General features: G+C 60.2%; 16 protein-coding genes and 1 pseudogene. 9 read left to right on the top strand and 8 right to left on the bottom strand.

Annotation, left to right across the window (positions count from 1 at the left end; translation table 11 throughout):
• Positions 1 to 232 precede the first annotated feature (232 nt).
• From AB4O12_RS11045 to hcnC, 3 genes are read left to right on the top strand one after another with little or no spacing between them, the layout of a single operon-like run.
• Positions 233 to 547, top strand: a complete 315-nt coding sequence (locus AB4O12_RS11045; RefSeq protein WP_056789002.1) for a (2Fe-2S)-binding protein — start codon at positions 233 to 235, stop codon at positions 545 to 547.
• A complete protein-coding gene (hcnB, locus tag AB4O12_RS11040; protein WP_460061891.1) occupies positions 544 to 1953 on the top strand; it encodes a cyanide-forming glycine dehydrogenase subunit HcnB in 1410 nt (469 codons plus the stop codon). The genes AB4O12_RS11045 and hcnB overlap by 4 nt, the downstream gene beginning before the upstream one ends.
• A complete protein-coding gene (gene hcnC, locus AB4O12_RS11035) occupies positions 1946 to 3205 on the top strand; it encodes a cyanide-forming glycine dehydrogenase subunit HcnC (protein WP_460061888.1) in 1260 nt (419 codons plus the stop codon). The genes hcnB and hcnC overlap by 8 nt, the downstream gene beginning before the upstream one ends.
• Before the next feature lie 121 nt (positions 3206 to 3326).
• On the opposite strand, the gene AB4O12_RS11030 is transcribed toward hcnC, so the two are convergent.
• Positions 3327 to 5135 carry a monovalent cation:proton antiporter-2 (CPA2) family protein gene (locus AB4O12_RS11030; protein WP_095182026.1) on the bottom strand — a complete coding sequence of 603 codons (1809 nt, stop codon included), beginning with the start codon at positions 5133 to 5135 and terminating at the stop codon, positions 3327 to 3329.
• A gap of 250 nt (positions 5136 to 5385) precedes the next feature.
• Here AB4O12_RS11030 and AB4O12_RS11025 point away from each other — a divergent pair, with 250 nt between their 5' ends.
• Entirely contained in the window at positions 5386 to 6300 is a 915-nt protein-coding gene (locus AB4O12_RS11025) for a LysR family transcriptional regulator (protein ID WP_150741110.1), read from the top strand.
• On the opposite strand, the gene AB4O12_RS11020 is transcribed toward AB4O12_RS11025, so the two are convergent.
• Together AB4O12_RS11020 and tcuC are read right to left on the bottom strand one after the other, a co-directional pair.
• Entirely contained in the window at positions 6290 to 7033 is a 744-nt protein-coding gene (locus AB4O12_RS11020; RefSeq protein WP_460062446.1) for a substrate-binding domain-containing protein, read from the bottom strand. The genes AB4O12_RS11025 and AB4O12_RS11020 overlap by 11 nt on opposite strands.
• 37 nt (positions 7034 to 7070) lie before the next feature.
• Complete coding sequence (gene tcuC, locus AB4O12_RS11015; RefSeq protein WP_016775219.1) at positions 7071 to 8363, bottom strand: MFS transporter; 1293 nt, start codon at positions 8361 to 8363, stop codon at positions 7071 to 7073.
• Positions 8364 to 9253: 890 nt separating this feature from the next.
• Here tcuC and AB4O12_RS11010 point away from each other — a divergent pair.
• Together AB4O12_RS11010 and AB4O12_RS11005 are read left to right on the top strand one after the other, a co-directional pair.
• On the top strand, positions 9254 to 9562 hold the full coding sequence (locus AB4O12_RS11010) for an RcnB family protein (RefSeq protein WP_042609276.1): 309 nt from the start codon (positions 9254 to 9256) through the stop codon (positions 9560 to 9562).
• Positions 9563 to 9649: 87 nt separating this feature from the next.
• The gene (locus AB4O12_RS11005) at positions 9650 to 10162 is read left to right on the top strand and encodes a hypothetical protein (RefSeq protein ID WP_076563460.1); all 513 of its coding nucleotides are present in this window, start codon (positions 9650 to 9652) and stop codon (positions 10160 to 10162) included.
• A 1-nt stretch (position 10163) separates the two neighbouring features.
• On the opposite strand, the gene AB4O12_RS11000 is transcribed toward AB4O12_RS11005, so the two are convergent.
• Together AB4O12_RS11000 and AB4O12_RS10995 are read right to left on the bottom strand one after the other, a co-directional pair.
• On the bottom strand, positions 10164 to 10475 hold the full coding sequence (locus AB4O12_RS11000; protein ID WP_041477010.1) for a protealysin inhibitor emfourin: 312 nt from the start codon (positions 10473 to 10475) through the stop codon (positions 10164 to 10166).
• Between the two features lie 14 nt (positions 10476 to 10489).
• Positions 10490 to 11537, bottom strand: a pseudogene (locus tag AB4O12_RS10995) (M4 family metallopeptidase).
• Positions 11538 to 11668: 131 nt separating this feature from the next.
• On the opposite strand from AB4O12_RS10995, the gene AB4O12_RS10990 reads away from it, so the two are divergent.
• Positions 11669 to 12007, top strand: a complete 339-nt coding sequence (locus tag AB4O12_RS10990; RefSeq protein ID WP_041477007.1) for an FKBP-type peptidyl-prolyl cis-trans isomerase — start codon at positions 11669 to 11671, stop codon at positions 12005 to 12007.
• A gap of 134 nt (positions 12008 to 12141) precedes the next feature.
• On the opposite strand, the gene AB4O12_RS10985 is transcribed toward AB4O12_RS10990, so the two are convergent.
• The 3 genes from AB4O12_RS10985 to ftrA form a co-directional block, all read right to left on the bottom strand.
• Positions 12142 to 12450, bottom strand: coding sequence for a helix-turn-helix domain-containing protein (locus tag AB4O12_RS10985; protein ID WP_056789019.1), 309 nt, complete (start codon positions 12448 to 12450; stop codon positions 12142 to 12144).
• Between the two features lie 3 nt (positions 12451 to 12453).
• Positions 12454 to 12777, bottom strand: coding sequence for a type II toxin-antitoxin system RelE/ParE family toxin (locus AB4O12_RS10980; RefSeq protein ID WP_024013362.1), 324 nt, complete (start codon positions 12775 to 12777; stop codon positions 12454 to 12456).
• A 191-nt stretch (positions 12778 to 12968) separates the two neighbouring features.
• Complete coding sequence (ftrA, locus tag AB4O12_RS10975; protein ID WP_460061882.1) at positions 12969 to 13958, bottom strand: transcriptional regulator FtrA; 990 nt, start codon at positions 13956 to 13958, stop codon at positions 12969 to 12971.
• A 101-nt stretch (positions 13959 to 14059) separates the two neighbouring features.
• Here ftrA and AB4O12_RS10970 point away from each other — a divergent pair, with 101 nt between their 5' ends.
• Together AB4O12_RS10970 and AB4O12_RS10965 are read left to right on the top strand one after the other, a co-directional pair.
• The gene (locus AB4O12_RS10970; RefSeq protein ID WP_460061879.1) at positions 14060 to 14488 is read left to right on the top strand and encodes a rhodanese-like domain-containing protein; all 429 of its coding nucleotides are present in this window, start codon (positions 14060 to 14062) and stop codon (positions 14486 to 14488) included.
• 333 nt (positions 14489 to 14821) lie between these two features.
• On the top strand, positions 14822 to 15601 hold the full coding sequence (locus tag AB4O12_RS10965) for an ABC transporter substrate-binding protein (protein ID WP_095182017.1): 780 nt from the start codon (positions 14822 to 14824) through the stop codon (positions 15599 to 15601).
• Positions 15602 to 15616: the final 15 nt, after the last annotated feature.

The following is a 15616-nucleotide window of genomic DNA, read 5'->3' as shown; positions in this document are numbered from 1 at the left end:
CATCCCGCCATTTTCACTGGCCTGGATCAATATTTCGCCTGGCGATATCGCCTACCGTAAATGATCCAGGCCTTTGCTGAGGTATGAGCTACAGTGCTTGTCGCGCACCTTGTTGCGCTGACGAAGTATCCGCGTCGACGTTGAAAACACAGCAATAAAAAAGCGTCGACGAGGCGTAGTGCAGCAAGGAGCTGTCACAACCTCAACTGAATCTTCACGGACGAATACCGTAATGAACTGCCTAGAAAGAACCTTCGATATCCAGCCCTTGGTGCAGGCGGACATGACCGTGCACATCAATGGCCAAGCGGTCAGCGCCGCCATCGGTGAAACCGTTCTGAGCGTCATCCAGTCCCTCGGCGTGCGCCAGATCGCACGCAACGATCACGATCAAATCAGCGGCGCCTATTGCGGCATGGGCGTATGCCAGTGCTGTCTGGTGAAAATCAACGGTCGGCACAAGCGCCGCGCCTGCCAGACCGTAGTGCGCGACGGCATGCTGATTGAAACCCAAGTCAACCGCGTCGTCGGGCAGGAGGTCGTATGAGCCTGCAACCGTTGATTGTCGGCGGCGGGCCGGCGGGAATGGCGGCGGCCATCGAACTGGCGCGCCACGGCGTGCGCTGCACCTTGCTCGAAGAGGCTTCGCGCCTCGGCGGCGTGGTCTATCGCGGGCCGCTGCGTGATGGTGTGCAGCTGGATTATCTCGGGCCGCGTTATTCCGAAGCACTGGACAAACTGCACGGTGAATTTCAGCAGCAGTCAGGGCTGATCGACGTGCGCCTCAACCATCGCGTGGTCGGCGCCGAAGGCACCCGCGCAGTGGTGGTGCTCGACGGTGATGAGCAACTGCACGAGATCGCTTATCCGCAACTGCTGTTGGCCGCTGGATGTCACGAACGCAGTGTGCCGTTCCCCGGCTGGACGTTGCCGGGAGTGATTCTGCTCGGTGGTCTTCAATTGCAGATCAAGAGTGGCGTGGTCAAGCCGCGGGGGCCGGTGATCATCGCCGGCATCGGGCCGTTGCTGCCGCTGGTTGCGACCCAGTTGCATGCCTCCGGCGTGCGTGTCGCTGGCGTCTACGAGGCGTGTGCGTTCGGCAAGATCGCCCGCGAGAGTCTGGCGCTGCTGAACAAGCCGCAGCTGTTCCTCGACGGCTTGAGCATGCTCGCTTATCTGAAGCTGCACGGCATCCCGATGAACTATGGTTGGGGCGTGGTTGAAGCCCATGGCGACGGCGAGCTGAAAAGCGTTAGCGTCGCGCCGTATTCGCCGACGTGGGAGGCAGATCTGTCGCGGGTCGAGCGCTTTGAAGCGCAGACGCTGGCGGTGGGTTACGGTTTTATTCCGCGCACGCAATTGAGCCAGCAGATGGGCCTTGATCACGGCTTCAGCGCCGATGGCTACCTGCGTGCCCACGCCAGTGTCTGGCAGCAAAGCAGCGTGGCGCATGTGCATCTGGCCGGCGACATGGGCGGGATCCGCGGCGGCGAAGCGGCGATGCTCGCCGGCAAGATCGCCGCCACTTCGATCCTGCTGCAACGCGGTGTGCTCGACGCCGAGCTGGCCCGGGTGCGCCGCGATCGTTACGCGAGCAAGCTCAGAGCCATCGTGCGCTTTCGTGCGGCGGTGGATCGCTACACCGAGCGCGGTGTCGGGCAGATTGCTTTGCCTGCGGCCGACACAGTGATCTGCCGCTGCGAACATGCGACCCGCGCCGACATCGATCTGGCGCTGGAGCAGGGTGTGCAAGACATCGCCAGCCTGAAAATGCGCACCCGCGTGAGCATGGGCGATTGCCAGGGGCGGATGTGCGTCGGCTATTGCAGCGATCGCCTGCGCCAGGCCACCGGACGTCAGGATGTCGGCTGGTTGCGCCCGCGCTTCCCGATTGATCCGGTGCCGTTTTCCGCGTTCCAGTCCGTCGGCAAGGAGGGCGCTTGCCATGAGTAAGTTCTACGACGTGGTCATTGCCGGTGGCGGAGTGATCGGCGCCTCCTGCGCCTACCAATTGTCCAAGCGCAAAAATCTGAAAGTTGCGCTGATCGACGCCAAGCGCCCCGGCAACGCGACCCGCGCTTCGGCTGGCGGTTTGTGGGCGATCGGCGAGTCGGTCGGCCTCGGCTGCGGGGTGATTTTCTTTCGCATGATGTCGGCCAACCGCAAGCGCGAAACCCGGGGCGCCGCAGTCGCGGTGGACGCCAGTACGCCGCATATCTTGCCGGCGTCGTTTTTCGATTTTGCCTTGCAGTCCAACGCGCTGTACCCGGCGCTGCACCGCGAGCTGAAAGACAACCACGGCATGGATTGCAAGTTCGAGAAGACCGGATTGAAATTCGTGATCTATGACGACGAAGACCGGCTCTACGCCGAGCACATCGTCGGCTGCATTCCGCATCTGGCTGATCAAGTGCGCTGGCTCGATCAGGCGGCGTTGCGCGCGGCGGAACCGAGTGTCAGCCATGAGGCGCGCGGGGCGCTGGAGTTTCTCTGCGACCATCAGGTCAGCCCGTTCCGCCTCGCGGATGCCTACATGGAAGGCGCGCGGCAGAACGGCGTCGATATCTTCGTCAACACCAACGTCACCGGCGTGCTGCATCACGGCACTCGCGTGACGGGTGTGCAGACGGCGGAGGCGGGGGTGTTCCACTGCAAGACGCTGATCAACGCCGCCGGTGCCTGGGCGGCGGATCTGAGTGAGTGGGCCACGGGGATTCGCATTCCGGTGAAACCGGTGAAAGGGCAGATTCTGCTGACCGAACGCATGCCGAAAATCCTCAACGGCTGCCTGACCACCAGCGATTGCTACGTGGCGCAAAAGGACAACGGCGAAATCCTTATCGGCAGCACCACCGAAGACAAAGGCTTCGACGTCACCACCACCTACCCGGAAATCGCCGGGCTGGTGCAGGGCGCGGTGCGCTGTCTGCCGGAGCTGGCGGACGTCAACCTCAAGCGCACCTGGGCGGGATTGCGCCCGGGCTCGCCGGATGAGTTGCCGATCCTCGGGCCGATGCGTGGGGTAGAAGGGTATCTGAATGCTTGCGGGCACTTCCGCACCGGCATTCTGACCTCAGCGATTACCGGTGTGCTGCTGGATAAACTGGTGAATGACGAGCCCTTGCCGCTGGATATCACGCCGTTTCTGGCGGATCGGTTTGCAGTCACAGCCGTCGAGCCTGCGCCCGCGTTGGAACTGGTCTGACCCAATCCCCTGTGGGAGCGAGCCTGCTCGCGAATGCAATCTGTCAGTGAAGTATTGGGTGACTGACACGACGCTTTCGCGAGCAGGTTCGCTCCCACAGTTGGTTCTGGGCAAGGCACGATCAGGATTTTCGGGCTTCCTCTTCGAGCTGATCCGATTCAAACAATTTGGCCAGTTCCGCCCGGGCTTCCTGGGCGGTCTGCAGGACTTTGGCGGCGTCGTCGTAGACGGCGTGTTGCGCCTCCAGCACCTGTTCGTCGTGATGCTTGAAACGCTTGATCCGCGCATCGGCCTGGGCTTGCGTCAGACCGAGGCCGACCAGCGTGCGCCGGCTCATTTCCAGGCTCGAGTAATAGGTCTCACGAATCGCTTCCGCGCCGACATCAACCAGGCGATGCACGTGCTGACGGTTACGCGCGCGGGCGATGATTTTCATGTGCGGATATAGCTTGTGCACCACTTCGGCAGTCTTGATGTTGGTCTCCGGATCGTCCGTGGCGATGACGAAATATTCCGCCTCGCCGACCTTCGCCGCGTGAAGGATTTCCGGGCGCATCGGGTCGCCGTAGAACACCGGTACGCCGCCGAAGCTGCGTGACAGTTCGATGGTTTCCACCGAGGTGTCCAGCGCAACGAACTTGATGTTCTGCGCGCGCAGAATCCGCGCCACGATCTGGCCCATCCGGCCCATGCCGGCAATCACCACGCGCGGTGCTTCGGTGTCGATTTCGCGGAATTTCTCCGGCACTTCCACCGGCTGCACTTTCGGGCTGACCAGACGCGCGCAGATCAACAGCAACAACGGCGTCAGCGCCATCGACAGGGTGATGGTCAGCACCAGCAAATCGTACAGACGCGGCTCGAACAGGCCCTGATCGCGGCCGATCTTGAACACCACGAACGCAAACTCACCGCCGGCGGCAAGGACGATGCCGAGGCGGATTGCGCTGATCTTGTTCAATCCTCCTGCCAAGCGCCCAACCACGAACAGCAGCGGCAATTTCAGACCGATCAGCAACAAGGTCAGGCCCAATACGGTGATCGGCGCGCTCAACAACAGGCTGAGATTGGCGCCCATGCCGACGCTGATGAAAAACAGCCCGAGCAGCAGGCCCTTGAACGGTTCGATCTGCGCTTCCAGCTCATGCCGGTATTCCGAATCCGCCAGCAGCAGACCAGCGAGAAACGCACCCAGCGCCATCGACACACCGACCAGATCCATCAGCCATGCTGTGCCGATCACCACCAGCAACGCGGTGGCGGTGGACACTTCCGGCAGACCGGTTTTTGCCACCACGCGGAACACCGGACGCAGCAGATACCGTCCGCCGATCACCACCACGGCAATGCCGCCGAGCACCTGCAAGCTGTGACGAATATCGTCGGCGGTGCTGGTGTGATGATCGACGCCGGCGAGCATCGGCACCAGGGCGATCAATGGAATCGCGGCGATGTCCTGAAACAGCAGAATCGCAAACGCGAGACGCCCGTGGGGGCTGGTCAGTTCCTTGCGTTCGGCAAGGCTTTGCAAGCCAAAGGCAGTGGAGGACAGCGCCAGACCGAGGCCCAGCACAATCGCGCTGTTCAGCGGCTGGCCGAACACCGCCAGTGCCAGCACGCCGATCACCGACGCGGTCAACAGCACCTGCGCCAGACCGACGCCGAACACCGATTTGCGCATCACCCACAAGCGCCGCGGCGACAATTCGAGGCCGATGATGAACAGCAGCAACACCACGCCCAGCTCGGAAATATGCGCAACGCTTTGCGGGTTGCCGATCAGGCCGAGCACCGACGGGCCGATGATCACCCCGGCAAACAGATAACCGAGCACCGCGCCCAGTTGCAGACGTTTGGCCAAAGGCACGGTGAGCACGGCCGCGAACAGAAACACGACGGCGGCTTGCAACAGATTGCCTTCATGGGGCATTGGAACGACTCCTGACTACGGCTACGGCGAGGGTGACAAGGATAAGGGTTACGCGGTCTCCAGACCATTCGAGAACCAATGTGGGAGCGAGCCTGCTCGCGAATGCGCCGGGTCAGCCACCTATCCATTGACTGATGCCCCGCGTTCGCGAGCAGGCTCGCTCCCACAAGGGCAGCTTCCATCAGGTCTGTAATAATTTGCATCAACTGGTTACATTTATAACCCCTGCGCATCAATTTCCGGAAACGCCATGGCCATCAACTTCGACCTAAACGACCTGCAAGCCTTTCGCGCGGTGGTCGAGCAGGGCAGTTTTCGCAAGGCTGCCGACACTGTGCGCCTGTCACAACCGGCGCTGAGTCGGCGCATCGAAAAGCTCGAAGACGCCCTCGGCGTGAAACTGTTCGAGCGCACCACGCGCAAGGTCAGCCTGACCCAGGCCGGGCGCGGCTTCATGCCCAGCGTCGAACGCTTGCTGGATGATCTCGACATTGCCTTGCTCGGCATCAGCGAAGTCGCCTCGACCCGTCTGGGCCATGTCACCGTCGCCTGCGTGCCCTCGGCGGCCTACTACTTCATGCCCCGCGTGGTCGCGCGCTATCACCAGCAGTTTCCGCGGATCAAGGTCAAAGTCCTCGATTCCAGCGCTCACGATGTGTTGAGTGCGGTGGTCAATGGCGAGGCGGATTTCGGTTTGAGTTTTCTCGGCACGCAGGATGCCAAAGTCGAGTTCGAACCGCTTGTGCAGGAGTGCTACGTTGTCGCCTGTCGTCGCGATCATCCGCTGGCCGGGCGCAGCAGCGTCAGTTGGGACGAGTTCTATCAGCAGGATTACATCGCGCTGGACAAGACCTCGGGTAATCGCTTTCTGCTCGATCAGGCCTTGGGCGGGGTGGTGCCGCAGCGTCAGAGCATCTGCGAGACGCGGCATGTGACGACGATGATCGGTCTGGTAGAGGCGGGTCTGGGCGTGGCAGCGGTGCCGTTGATGGCGATGCCCGGGCCGGATCATCCGATCCTGACGCGGGTGCCGCTGATTGAGCCGCAAGTGATGCGCAGTGTCGGCATCATCAAGCGCCGGGATCGCACGTTGACCCCGGCGGCACTGGAACTGGAGCGGCTGGTCGTGGAGATGCGCGTCCAGCCGCCAGCGATCAACGCTTGACCGAATCCAGCCCGGTGGCCTGTACATCAGCCTGAGCGGCCGGTGCAGCGAGGTAGGCGAGCAGGGCTTTGGCCTCTTCCGGATGCTCGGCCTTGACCGGAATGCCAGCGGCAAAACGCGTCACCGACTGCACCGACTCCGGAATCTTCGCGACGAAGCTTACGCCCGGCACCGGCAGCAATTCGCTGACCTGCTGGAAGCCCAACTGATAGTCGCCAGTGGCAACCACCGAACCGACCGGGATCCTGGCAATCATTTTCGCCTTCGGTTTCAACTGGTCTTCGATGCCGAGTTTCTTGAACAGCTGCTGCTCGATGTACACGCCGCTGGCGCTGTCGGAGTAGGCCACCGAACGCGCATCAAGCAGGGTTTTCTTCAGGCCATCGACGCTGCTGATGTCCGGTTTCGCCGCGCCTTCACGCACCACCATGCCGATCCGCGAATCCGCCAGTTCAACGCGGGAGGCCGGGTCGACCTTGCCTTGTTTGATCAGCTCATCGAGGGCGTAACCGACCATGATCACCACGTCGGCGTGCTCACCGCGCGCCAGACGATTGGGAATCGCTTCCGGCGCCTTGCCCATCGACGGGCCGAGGCTGGTGGTCAGCGTGTTGCCCGTTGCGGCGGCGAATTTCGGCCCGAGGATCTTGTAGGCGGCAGTGAAACCACCGGAGGTCATCACGCTGAGTTCTTCGGCCTGGGCCGCGAAGTTGAATGCGAGACCGGCGAGCAGGGCGGTGACAGTAAAGTTTTTTCATGGCGAGTTTTCCTCAGGCCGCGACAGGTTGCAGACGACCACCGGCACGGCGGTACAAGTAAAGAGTGGCGCACAGAGCGCACAGGGCACCGATGCTCATCCAGTAGCCTGGCGCGGCTTTGTCGCCGGTGTACTGGATCAGAAAGGTCGACATCGCCGGGGTGAAACCGCCAAAGATCGCCGTGGCCAGGCTGTAAGCCAGGGAGAAACCGGCGACGCGCACTTCCACCGGCATGATTTCGGTCAGCGCCGGAATCATCGCGCCGTTGTACAAGCCGTAAATGAAGGACAACCACAGCAGCGACAGCAGCATGTTGGTGAAGCTCGGCGCCTGCACCAGGAACGACAGCGCCGGATAAGTCGTGGCCAGTGCAAGCAAGGCCATGCCGATCAGCACTGGGCGACGGCCGATACGGTCGGACAACGCACCACCAATCGGCAGCCAGAAGAAGTTCGACACGCCCACCAGCAGCGTTACCAGCAACGCGTCGGATGTGCTCAGGTGCAGCACGGTCTTACCGAAGGTCGGTGCGTACACGGTGATCAGGTAGAACGCGGTGGTGGTCAGCGCGACCATCAACATTCCGCCGAGTACCACGCCCCAGTTCTGGCCGAGGGTGCGGAACACTTCGCGCATGCTTGGACGGTGTTTGCGTGCGGCGAACTCTTCGGTTTCCGCCAGGTTGCGGCGCAGGAAGAAGATGAACGGGACGATCATGCAGCCGACGAAAAACGGAATGCGCCAGCCCCAGGCGGCCACGGCTTGCGGCTCCATCCACTGGTTCAGACCGTAGCCCAGCGCAGCCGCGACGATGATCGCCACTTGCTGGCTGGCCGACTGCCAAGCGGTGAAAAACCCTTTGCGGCCCGGCGTAGCGATTTCGGACAGATACACCGAGACACCACCGAGTTCCGCGCCGGCGGAGAAGCCTTGCAGCAGTCGCCCGATCAACACCAGCGCCGGGGCGAACAGGCCAATGGTTTCGTAGCCGGGCACCAGCACGATCAATATCGTGCCGCTGGCCATGATCGACAGGGTGACGATCAGACCTTTGCGCCGGCCGACGTCATCGATGTAGGCGCCGAGCACAATGGCGCCCAGCGGACGCATCAGGAAGCCTGCGCCGAACACCGCGAACGTCATCATCAGCGAGGCGAACTCGCTGCTCGCCGGGAAGAACACCGCCGCGATCTGCGTGGCGTAGAAGCCGAACAGAAAGAAGTCGAACTGTTCGAGGAAGTTGCCCGAGGTCACCCGGAAGATGGCACCGGCCCGCGAGCCGTTGGTTGGGATTGAGGCTGTCATTGAAAAGTACTCCACCGCTTTTATGACGTGCGCTACGGAGAAGCGGCGCACGGTTTTTATTGAGGTGGATGGTGGCGCAGATGTAACAATCTGTTAATTGCATTGTTGGCATGGATTGATGCGTGGGGCGGATCAATGGATTCAGTGCTTGGCGCATTTGTGGGAGCGAGCCTGCGTCGCGTCGGGCGATGATTTGTTCTGGCTGACCGGGTACATATCCGTTGCTGCGGTCATGGCCGCTTAGGGTTTCGCCCTTACGGCGACTCACTTTTTTTACAAACGCCTAAAAAAAGTAAGCAAAAAAACGCTTGCTCCTGCGTTCGGCCCTCGCAGGCTCGGGTTCCTTCGCTGCGGGATCGATCCGGGCGCAGCGGCTCCGGTTTGCTTCGCTGCACCTCCTTCCGCTGTGTCTGGCTGCGCCAGACGGTCGCTGCGCTCCCACCCCCGGATCAATCCCTCCACTCAGCCTTCCGACGTCGCCGGTGGATCAAAAGCAGGATCAAAAGCACTCGAGCTTGCGCTCATTGTTGAGTGGGGCGGCTTCGCCGCGGGCAGCTGCGCTGCTTTGCTTTTCTGGTGGGGGCGAGCCTGATCGCGACGACGGCCTGCAGGTGAACCCGTTTCCATCGAATTCACGCGATCCAACTGTAGGAGCTGCCGAAGGCTGCGATCTTTTGATCTTGCTTTGCTTTGCTTGGTTTTGTAGGAGAGGACCGGAGCTCAGGTCAATAATTGCGCTGTAATACAAAACCCTGCGGGAGCTGGCTTGCCAGCGATTGTGGTCTGGTGGGCAAAGCCTTCTAACGGCCACCTCCGGCAAAAAAACAAGGAATGTTTCCCGTGCCGCGCAGTCGGAGTTCAGGTACTACCCATCTGAAAGAGGTTCACCGATGAACAGCAAAACCCTAATCGCCAGCCTGGCCCTTGTTGCGGGCATTGCCGGAATCACACCCATTGTTCAAGCGGCGCAAACCTCCAGCGAACCCGCCGTGCAATCGCCGACCAGCGATCGCCAACTGAAGGTCAACGACCGCGCACCGGAAATGTACCAGCGCGAAGACAAGGCGCTGAAGAACTGGAAAGCCAAAGGTCTGAAAGCACCGATCGAGCAGGCGCAGTGGGTGCAGATCAATGACAAGTACGTGATGGTGATGATCACCAACGGCACGATTGTCGAGATGCAACCCGTCGAGCGATAGATCAGGTTTACAATTGGCCACGGATGGCTGATTGCATTCGAACGCCGTTCCAGTAAAACAGCGGATGTCTGGATGAGGAACAAGGGATTGGACAAGAAACCGCTCTATCGCAAAGTGAACACTCGTACGTGGGGTGTTCGTCGCCACGAATCAGTTGCGCATTATCGCGATCAGCGCAACAGCAAAGCTGCAAGCCGTGACGAAGGCATGCGAAGTTCGATGCACGCAGGCAAACAATACGGGCGAGATTACACGCCGTTGTTTCGCTTCCTGCTGTCTCGGGTTGGCGGTTCTTGGGATGCCATTTTCAGCGAAGCTGTGGCCCGACTGGATCAATCAGCGCCGGTTTTCTGGATGGTTGCCATCCATGAGAAGGATCGCGAAGAAGTCGTGCGACTGGGTGAGTCCAGTTATTTCAACGGGCTGTATGTCGACGAGAAAAATCTCCTGCAAATGGTCAATCCGAAGCTGCAGGCGCAGGACATGACGCCGCGCTGCGAGTGCTGTACGCACACATTCAACGGTGTCGTATTCGGCCAAACCGCAGGCTTTGGCCCACGCACATCGTCAGTTGTCGACGCAGAAGAGCCGGCAGCATGAATCAGAGCAGCTCCCCCTTGTCCCAAAGCTGCACCAGCTCCCCAGGCGCACGATCCTCTGGCACCTTCAACACCATTTCCCCTGACGGGTAGCGCACCTCAATCTGGTAGAAGCGCTGATCCCCACGGCCGGATTCGCTGCTGTCCAGTGGCAGGCAACCCTCAAGCACCGAGCATATTCTCGAACGCTGACTGATGTCGCATTGCGCGAATTCGATTTCCCGTGGGCGGCTCAGGCTGTGAATCGCTGCAACGCCACCCTGGCGAGATACGCGCAAAACGGAATCTTTATCCAGCTCGGGTAGCGTTTTCATACGGTCTCCTCAGATTATTCGATACCGACCTGTGCCCAGGCTTGCTGCACCGTGTCGGCTGCTTCGGCGCCGAAGCGCTGGTCAGCATGGTCGATCGTCAGTTTCGCGAACGCGTCGAATGTTGCGTCCTGTTTCAAACGGTCATCACACAGCGTGTCGTACCAGATGTGTCCGGCCTTTTCCCAAGCGAAGCCGCCAAACGCTCGCGCTGCCAGGTAAAACGCGCGGTTGGGAATGCCGGAGTTGATGTGCACGCCGCCATTGTCTTCGCTGGTGATGACGAACTTGCGCATGTGATCCGGTTGCGGATCCTTGCCCAGCATCGGGTCGTCGTATGCCGTGCCGGGGTGCGACATCGAGCGCAGGCCCTTGCCTTGGATCTGTGGCATCAGCAGGTCGGCGCCGATCAGCCAGTCTGCCTGCTCGGAGGTTTGGCCGAGGATGTATTGCTTGATCAACACGCCGAATACATCCGAGAGCGACTCGTTCAGCGCGCCGGACTGGTTGGCATAAATCAGCCCGGCTTCGCTTTCGGTGACGCCGTGGGCCAGTTCATGGCCGATGACGTCGAGCGAGCGGGTGAAGCGCTGGAAGATCTCGCCATCGCCGTCACCGAAAACCATCTGCGCGCCATTCCAGAATGCGTTTTCGTAGGCTTGCCCGTAATGCACGCTGCCGATCAGCGCGAATCCCTGATTGTCGATCGAGTCGCGACCGAGCACTTTCCAGAAGAAATCATAGCTGGCGCCCAGCGCATCGTAAGCCTCGTCGACCGCCGGATCTCCCGATGCCGGCTGGCCCTCGCGGCGCACCGGCATGCCCGGCAAGAGCATTTTGTTCTGCGCATCATGCACACTGCGCCGCGCCAGGCCGAGGCTTGCTCGCTTCCGGCAGAATCGCGCGCGCCGGCGGCTGCGAAGGGCGGCCGGGGTTGGGCAGCAGGCTGCGCACATGGTTGAGCGTCTGCATCGCGGCGTTGCGCTGCGGCTCGGAACCGTGGGCGATGATGCGGTTGAGAATGTAGGGCGGGATGAAACTGCGCAGCAATCGAGAGTCGGTCATCTAAGCATCCTTGTCGTCATACGATGTCGATACACATGTGAGCGGCTATGCGTGTTTTCGGTTCCATGGATTGCCATCGCCGCCGGATTCTGCGAAAAACGCCGCCTGCGAACATCTCAAGAGCCAACGACATGACAGACGAACTGCAAATCATCGACCTGCAACCGGGCGACGGCAAAGCCGCGGTGAAAGGCGCGCTGATCACCACCCAATACACCGGCTGGCTGGAAGACGGCACTGAATTCGATTCGTCCTGGAGCCGGGGCAAACCGTTTCAGTGCGTGATCGGCACTGGCCGCGTGATCAAAGGCTGGGATCAGGGGCTGATGGGCATGCAGGTCGGCGGCAAACGCAAATTGCTGGTACCGGCGCATCTGGGCTACGGCGAGCGGACCATGGGCAAGATTCCGCCGAATTCGAATCTGGTGTTTGAAATTGAGTTGCTGGAGGTTTTGACGCGGGAGGATTGAAGGGGAGGAATCATCCAGCGGAACTCCTGTGCAGCTGGATGATGTCGATGGTTAACTGCGAAGTTGAATGCTATTCAACTCCCTCGATTTCAAAACTCGGAATGCAGGGTGGACATTGCCACGCAAAGCCAGTGTCAGGCCCATTGCAGCGGGCCTGACGGAAAGCAAATGTCCACCTCCAGCCTTGCAGCAGCTGACAGGTTGACCAATGCATCGAGCGAGAATTTGTCGATTTTCCCGTTGAGTACATCATTGAGGCGTGGCTGCGAGATTCCCAATCTTTGTGCCGCGTCCTTTTGAGGAAGCTCCCACGCTCGAATGGTCTCGCAAAGCGAACGCATGAGCTTGGCTCGCAGACGCATGTTGGCAGCTTCCTGAGGCGTGTCCTCCAATGCATCCCATACACTGGAAAATCGTTGGAATGAGTCTTGATGTTCCTTCATGGCTTAACCTATTTCCTGATATCTGGCCCGGGCCAGTTCGATGTCTCTAATTTCCGTTTTACGTGTGGTTTTGTGCATGGCGTGAAGCACATAGATTGCTTCAGGTCGATTGACTACATAAAACACGCGAAACGCCCCTGAGTCCTCGGTGATCCTGATTTCGTTAACACCGCGTCCTACGGTTTTCATAGGGCGCCAATCGAGTGGGGCATCACCCTGTTGCAACAGGTCCAGCTGAAACCCCGCCGCTCTTCGGGCATCAACCGGGAACGCTTTGAGATCTTTCAACGCGCTTCCCACGAACACCACATCCTTGTGTTTCGGCATCGGCTTGTCCTGTGTCAAAAGGAAAAGCGTAATAGCTGAACGTAAGCGGCGACGGTGAGTTTTATTGCAAGAAATGCCAGTGCCCGTGTGATTTTCAGGTTATATCAGAATCAATATAAAGCAAGCCGCATTTTCCGTTTCACAATTTTCACCGTGAGCGTTTCTGCCGGCCTCGCCGTCAACGTCAGCGCTTAAAACGCTGCGGGATGGAGCGAAAGCTTGTTGCTTCGCCCAAACCGCTCCCTATAAACCGACGGCGGTACGCCCACCGCGCTGCGGAACGCCACACGAAAACTCTCCACCGAGCGATAGCCGCAGCGCTGGGCAATTTGCTCAGTGTGTTGGTGGGTGCTCTCGAGCAGCTCCCGCGCTCGCGCCAGGCGTTCATGTTGCAGCCAGGCTTTCGGCGATTGCCCGCTGGCTTCGGTGAAACGCCGTAGAAAGGTACGCTCGCTCATCGCCGCTTCACTGGCCAGATCGCGGACTTCCAGCGGTTCGTGCAGGCGTTCGCGGGCCCATTGCATGACGCGCGACAGGTCGCTGCGGGGTGTCGGGCTGACCGGGGTGGGGATGAACTGGGCCTGGCCGCCGGTGCGTTGTGGCGACATGACCAGTCGCCGCGCGACGGCGTTGGCGACCTGCGTGCCGAAGTCACGTGTCACCAGATGCAGGCAGGCGTCGATGCCGGCGGCGCTGCCGGCGGAGGTGATCAGTTGACCGGCGTCGACGTAGAGCACGTCCGGATCGACCTCGATCGCCGGGAAGCGTTGCGCCAGTTCACCGGTGTAGCGCCAGTGCGTGGTAGCGCGGTGGCCGTCGAGCAGGCCGCTGGCGGCGAGGACGAACACCCCGGAGCAGATCGACAGCAACCGCGCGCCTCGGTCATGGGCCTGACGCAACGCGTCGATCAGCGCAGGCGGTACCGAGGCGTTGCGGTCGCGCCAGCCCGGAATGACGATGGTGCGCGCTTCGGCGAGCAATTCCAGGCCACCATCGGCCAGCACCTGAATGCCACCCATGGCGCGCATCGGGCCTGGATCGACTGCGGCAATCGCATGCTCGTACCAAGGGAAATCGAACTCTGGTCGGGCCAGGCCGAAGATCTCCACGGCAATGCCGAACTCGAATGTGCAGAGGCCATCGTAGGCCAGAATGGCAACCAGATTGGGCTGAGTGAGCATTTGGCGGAAAACTCCCGGTCGGTGTCTTGCGCGCCACTGTAGCGGCAAGCGCCGTCTCGATAAAGTCTGTTCATCCCCCACAGACAAAGGAGCAACACAACATGACCAGCCTGGTTCGCGAAATCCCCGCCGCACCTTCGGCGATTGCCCTGATGCATTTCAGCAATCGTCTGACCTTCGAAACCGATTGTTCCGACGTGTTCAGTAGCCAAGAGGCCGGGGAGGTCGACTTCGTTCTGGTGGATGTGCGCGGCCCATTGGCGTTCGAGCGCGGCCATGTGCCCGGCGCGATCAATATCCCGACACGCTTGCTCACGGCGGAGCGCTTGGCCGATTACCCGAAACACACTTTGTTCGTAGTCTATTGCGCCGGGCCGCATTGCAATGGGGCGAACAAGGCTGGGGTGAAGCTGGCGGCATTGGGCTATCCGGTCAAGGAGATGATCGGCGGCGTCACCGGATGGCTCGATGAAGGTTTCGAACTGAACGCGGCGTCAGTCGCCAATACACCTGTCGCCTGCGAATGCTGACGTTTCTGTAGGAGCTGCCGGAGGCTGCGATCTTTTGATCTTGATCTCAAAAAAACAAGATCAAAAGATTGCAGCCTCCGGCAACTCTACGGGAGGATCGGCGTTTCTTGCTCTGAAAACAGTCTTGTCCTACATCCTTCGCACCAACACGGCGCACGCGTTTACTCTCGTCAAAGTGATCGCCGATGTTCTGTAAGTATTTGTCGCTTAAAAACAATTGCCTCCGTGCGCGCCGCCATAGACTGCCGGCCACTTCGGTTTTTGCCGTTATAACGCCATGACCGAACGCTGACTCGAAAGCTGCCAATAAAAGCCTCCGCACGGGAGTAATAAATGAAAAAGCTAGTGATGTTCGGTGCCCTGGCACTGTCGATGTTGTCCCTGACCGCTGTGGCCGAAGACGCCAAGCCGATCCGCATCGGTATCGAAGCCGGGTACCCGCCATTCTCGATGAAAACCGCTGACGGCAAACTCACTGGTTTTGACGTGGACATCGGTGACGCACTGTGCACGCAGATGAAAGTCAAATGCACGTGGGTCGAGCAAGAGTTCGATGGCCTGATCCCTGCACTCAAAGTGAAAAAAATCGACGCGATCCTGTCGTCGATGACCATCACTGACGATCGCAAGAAAAACGTCGATTTCACTATCAAGTACTACCACACCCCGGCACGCTTCGTGATGAAGGAAGGCTCGGGCGTGAAAGACCCGCTGACCGAACTCAAGGGCAAGAAAGTCGGCGTGCTGCGTGCCAGTACCCATGACCGCTACGCGACCGAAGTGCTGGTTCCGGCCGGGATCGAACTGGTGCGCTACGGCTCGCAGCAGGAAGCCAACCTCGACATGGTGTCCGGGCGTATCGACGCGATGCTCGCTGACTCGGTCAACCTCAGCGATGGTTTCCTGAAAACCGACGCCGGCAAAGGCTTCGAATTCGTCGGCCCGACCTACGAAGACGCCAAATACTTCGGCGGCGGCGCTGGCATTGCCGTGCGCAAGGGCGATACCGCACTGGCTGAGCAATTCAACAAAGCCATCACCGAAATCCGCGCCAATGGCGAGTACAAGAAAGTCCAGGACAAGTACTTCGACTTTGACGTGTACGGCCATTAATACGCCGTGAAAAAA

It is taken from the genome of Pseudomonas sp. S2_A05 (assembly GCF_054668485.1).
The sequence above is the reverse complement of the archived record's forward strand: the minus strand, read 5'-3'. Positions and strand labels throughout refer to the sequence as shown.

Coding starts and splice junctions, on each gene's coding strand:
- AB4O12_RS11000 (WP_041477010.1), bottom strand. CDS start 10,475: ATGAAAACGCTACCCGAGCTGGATAAAGATTCCGTTTTGCGCGTATCT.
- AB4O12_RS11010 (WP_042609276.1), top strand. CDS start 9,254: ATGAACAGCAAAACCCTAATCGCCAGCCTGGCCCTTGTTGCGGGCATT.
- AB4O12_RS10985 (WP_056789019.1), bottom strand. CDS start 12,450: ATGAAGGAACATCAAGACTCATTCCAACGATTTTCCAGTGTATGGGAT.
- hcnB (WP_460061891.1), top strand. CDS start 544: ATGAGCCTGCAACCGTTGATTGTCGGCGGCGGGCCGGCGGGAATGGCG.
- AB4O12_RS10965 (WP_095182017.1), top strand. CDS start 14,822: ATGAAAAAGCTAGTGATGTTCGGTGCCCTGGCACTGTCGATGTTGTCC.
- tcuC (WP_016775219.1), bottom strand. CDS start 8,363: ATGACAGCCTCAATCCCAACCAACGGCTCGCGGGCCGGTGCCATCTTC.
- hcnC (WP_460061888.1), top strand. CDS start 1,946: ATGAGTAAGTTCTACGACGTGGTCATTGCCGGTGGCGGAGTGATCGGC.
- AB4O12_RS11030 (WP_095182026.1), bottom strand. CDS start 5,135: ATGCCCCATGAAGGCAATCTGTTGCAAGCCGCCGTCGTGTTTCTGTTC.
- AB4O12_RS10970 (WP_460061879.1), top strand. CDS start 14,060: ATGACCAGCCTGGTTCGCGAAATCCCCGCCGCACCTTCGGCGATTGCC.
- AB4O12_RS10990 (WP_041477007.1), top strand. CDS start 11,669: ATGACAGACGAACTGCAAATCATCGACCTGCAACCGGGCGACGGCAAA.
- AB4O12_RS10980 (WP_024013362.1), bottom strand. CDS start 12,777: ATGCCGAAACACAAGGATGTGGTGTTCGTGGGAAGCGCGTTGAAAGAT.
- ftrA (WP_460061882.1), bottom strand. CDS start 13,958: ATGCTCACTCAGCCCAATCTGGTTGCCATTCTGGCCTACGATGGCCTC.
- AB4O12_RS11025 (WP_150741110.1), top strand. CDS start 5,386: ATGGCCATCAACTTCGACCTAAACGACCTGCAAGCCTTTCGCGCGGTG.
- AB4O12_RS11045 (WP_056789002.1), top strand. CDS start 233: ATGAACTGCCTAGAAAGAACCTTCGATATCCAGCCCTTGGTGCAGGCG.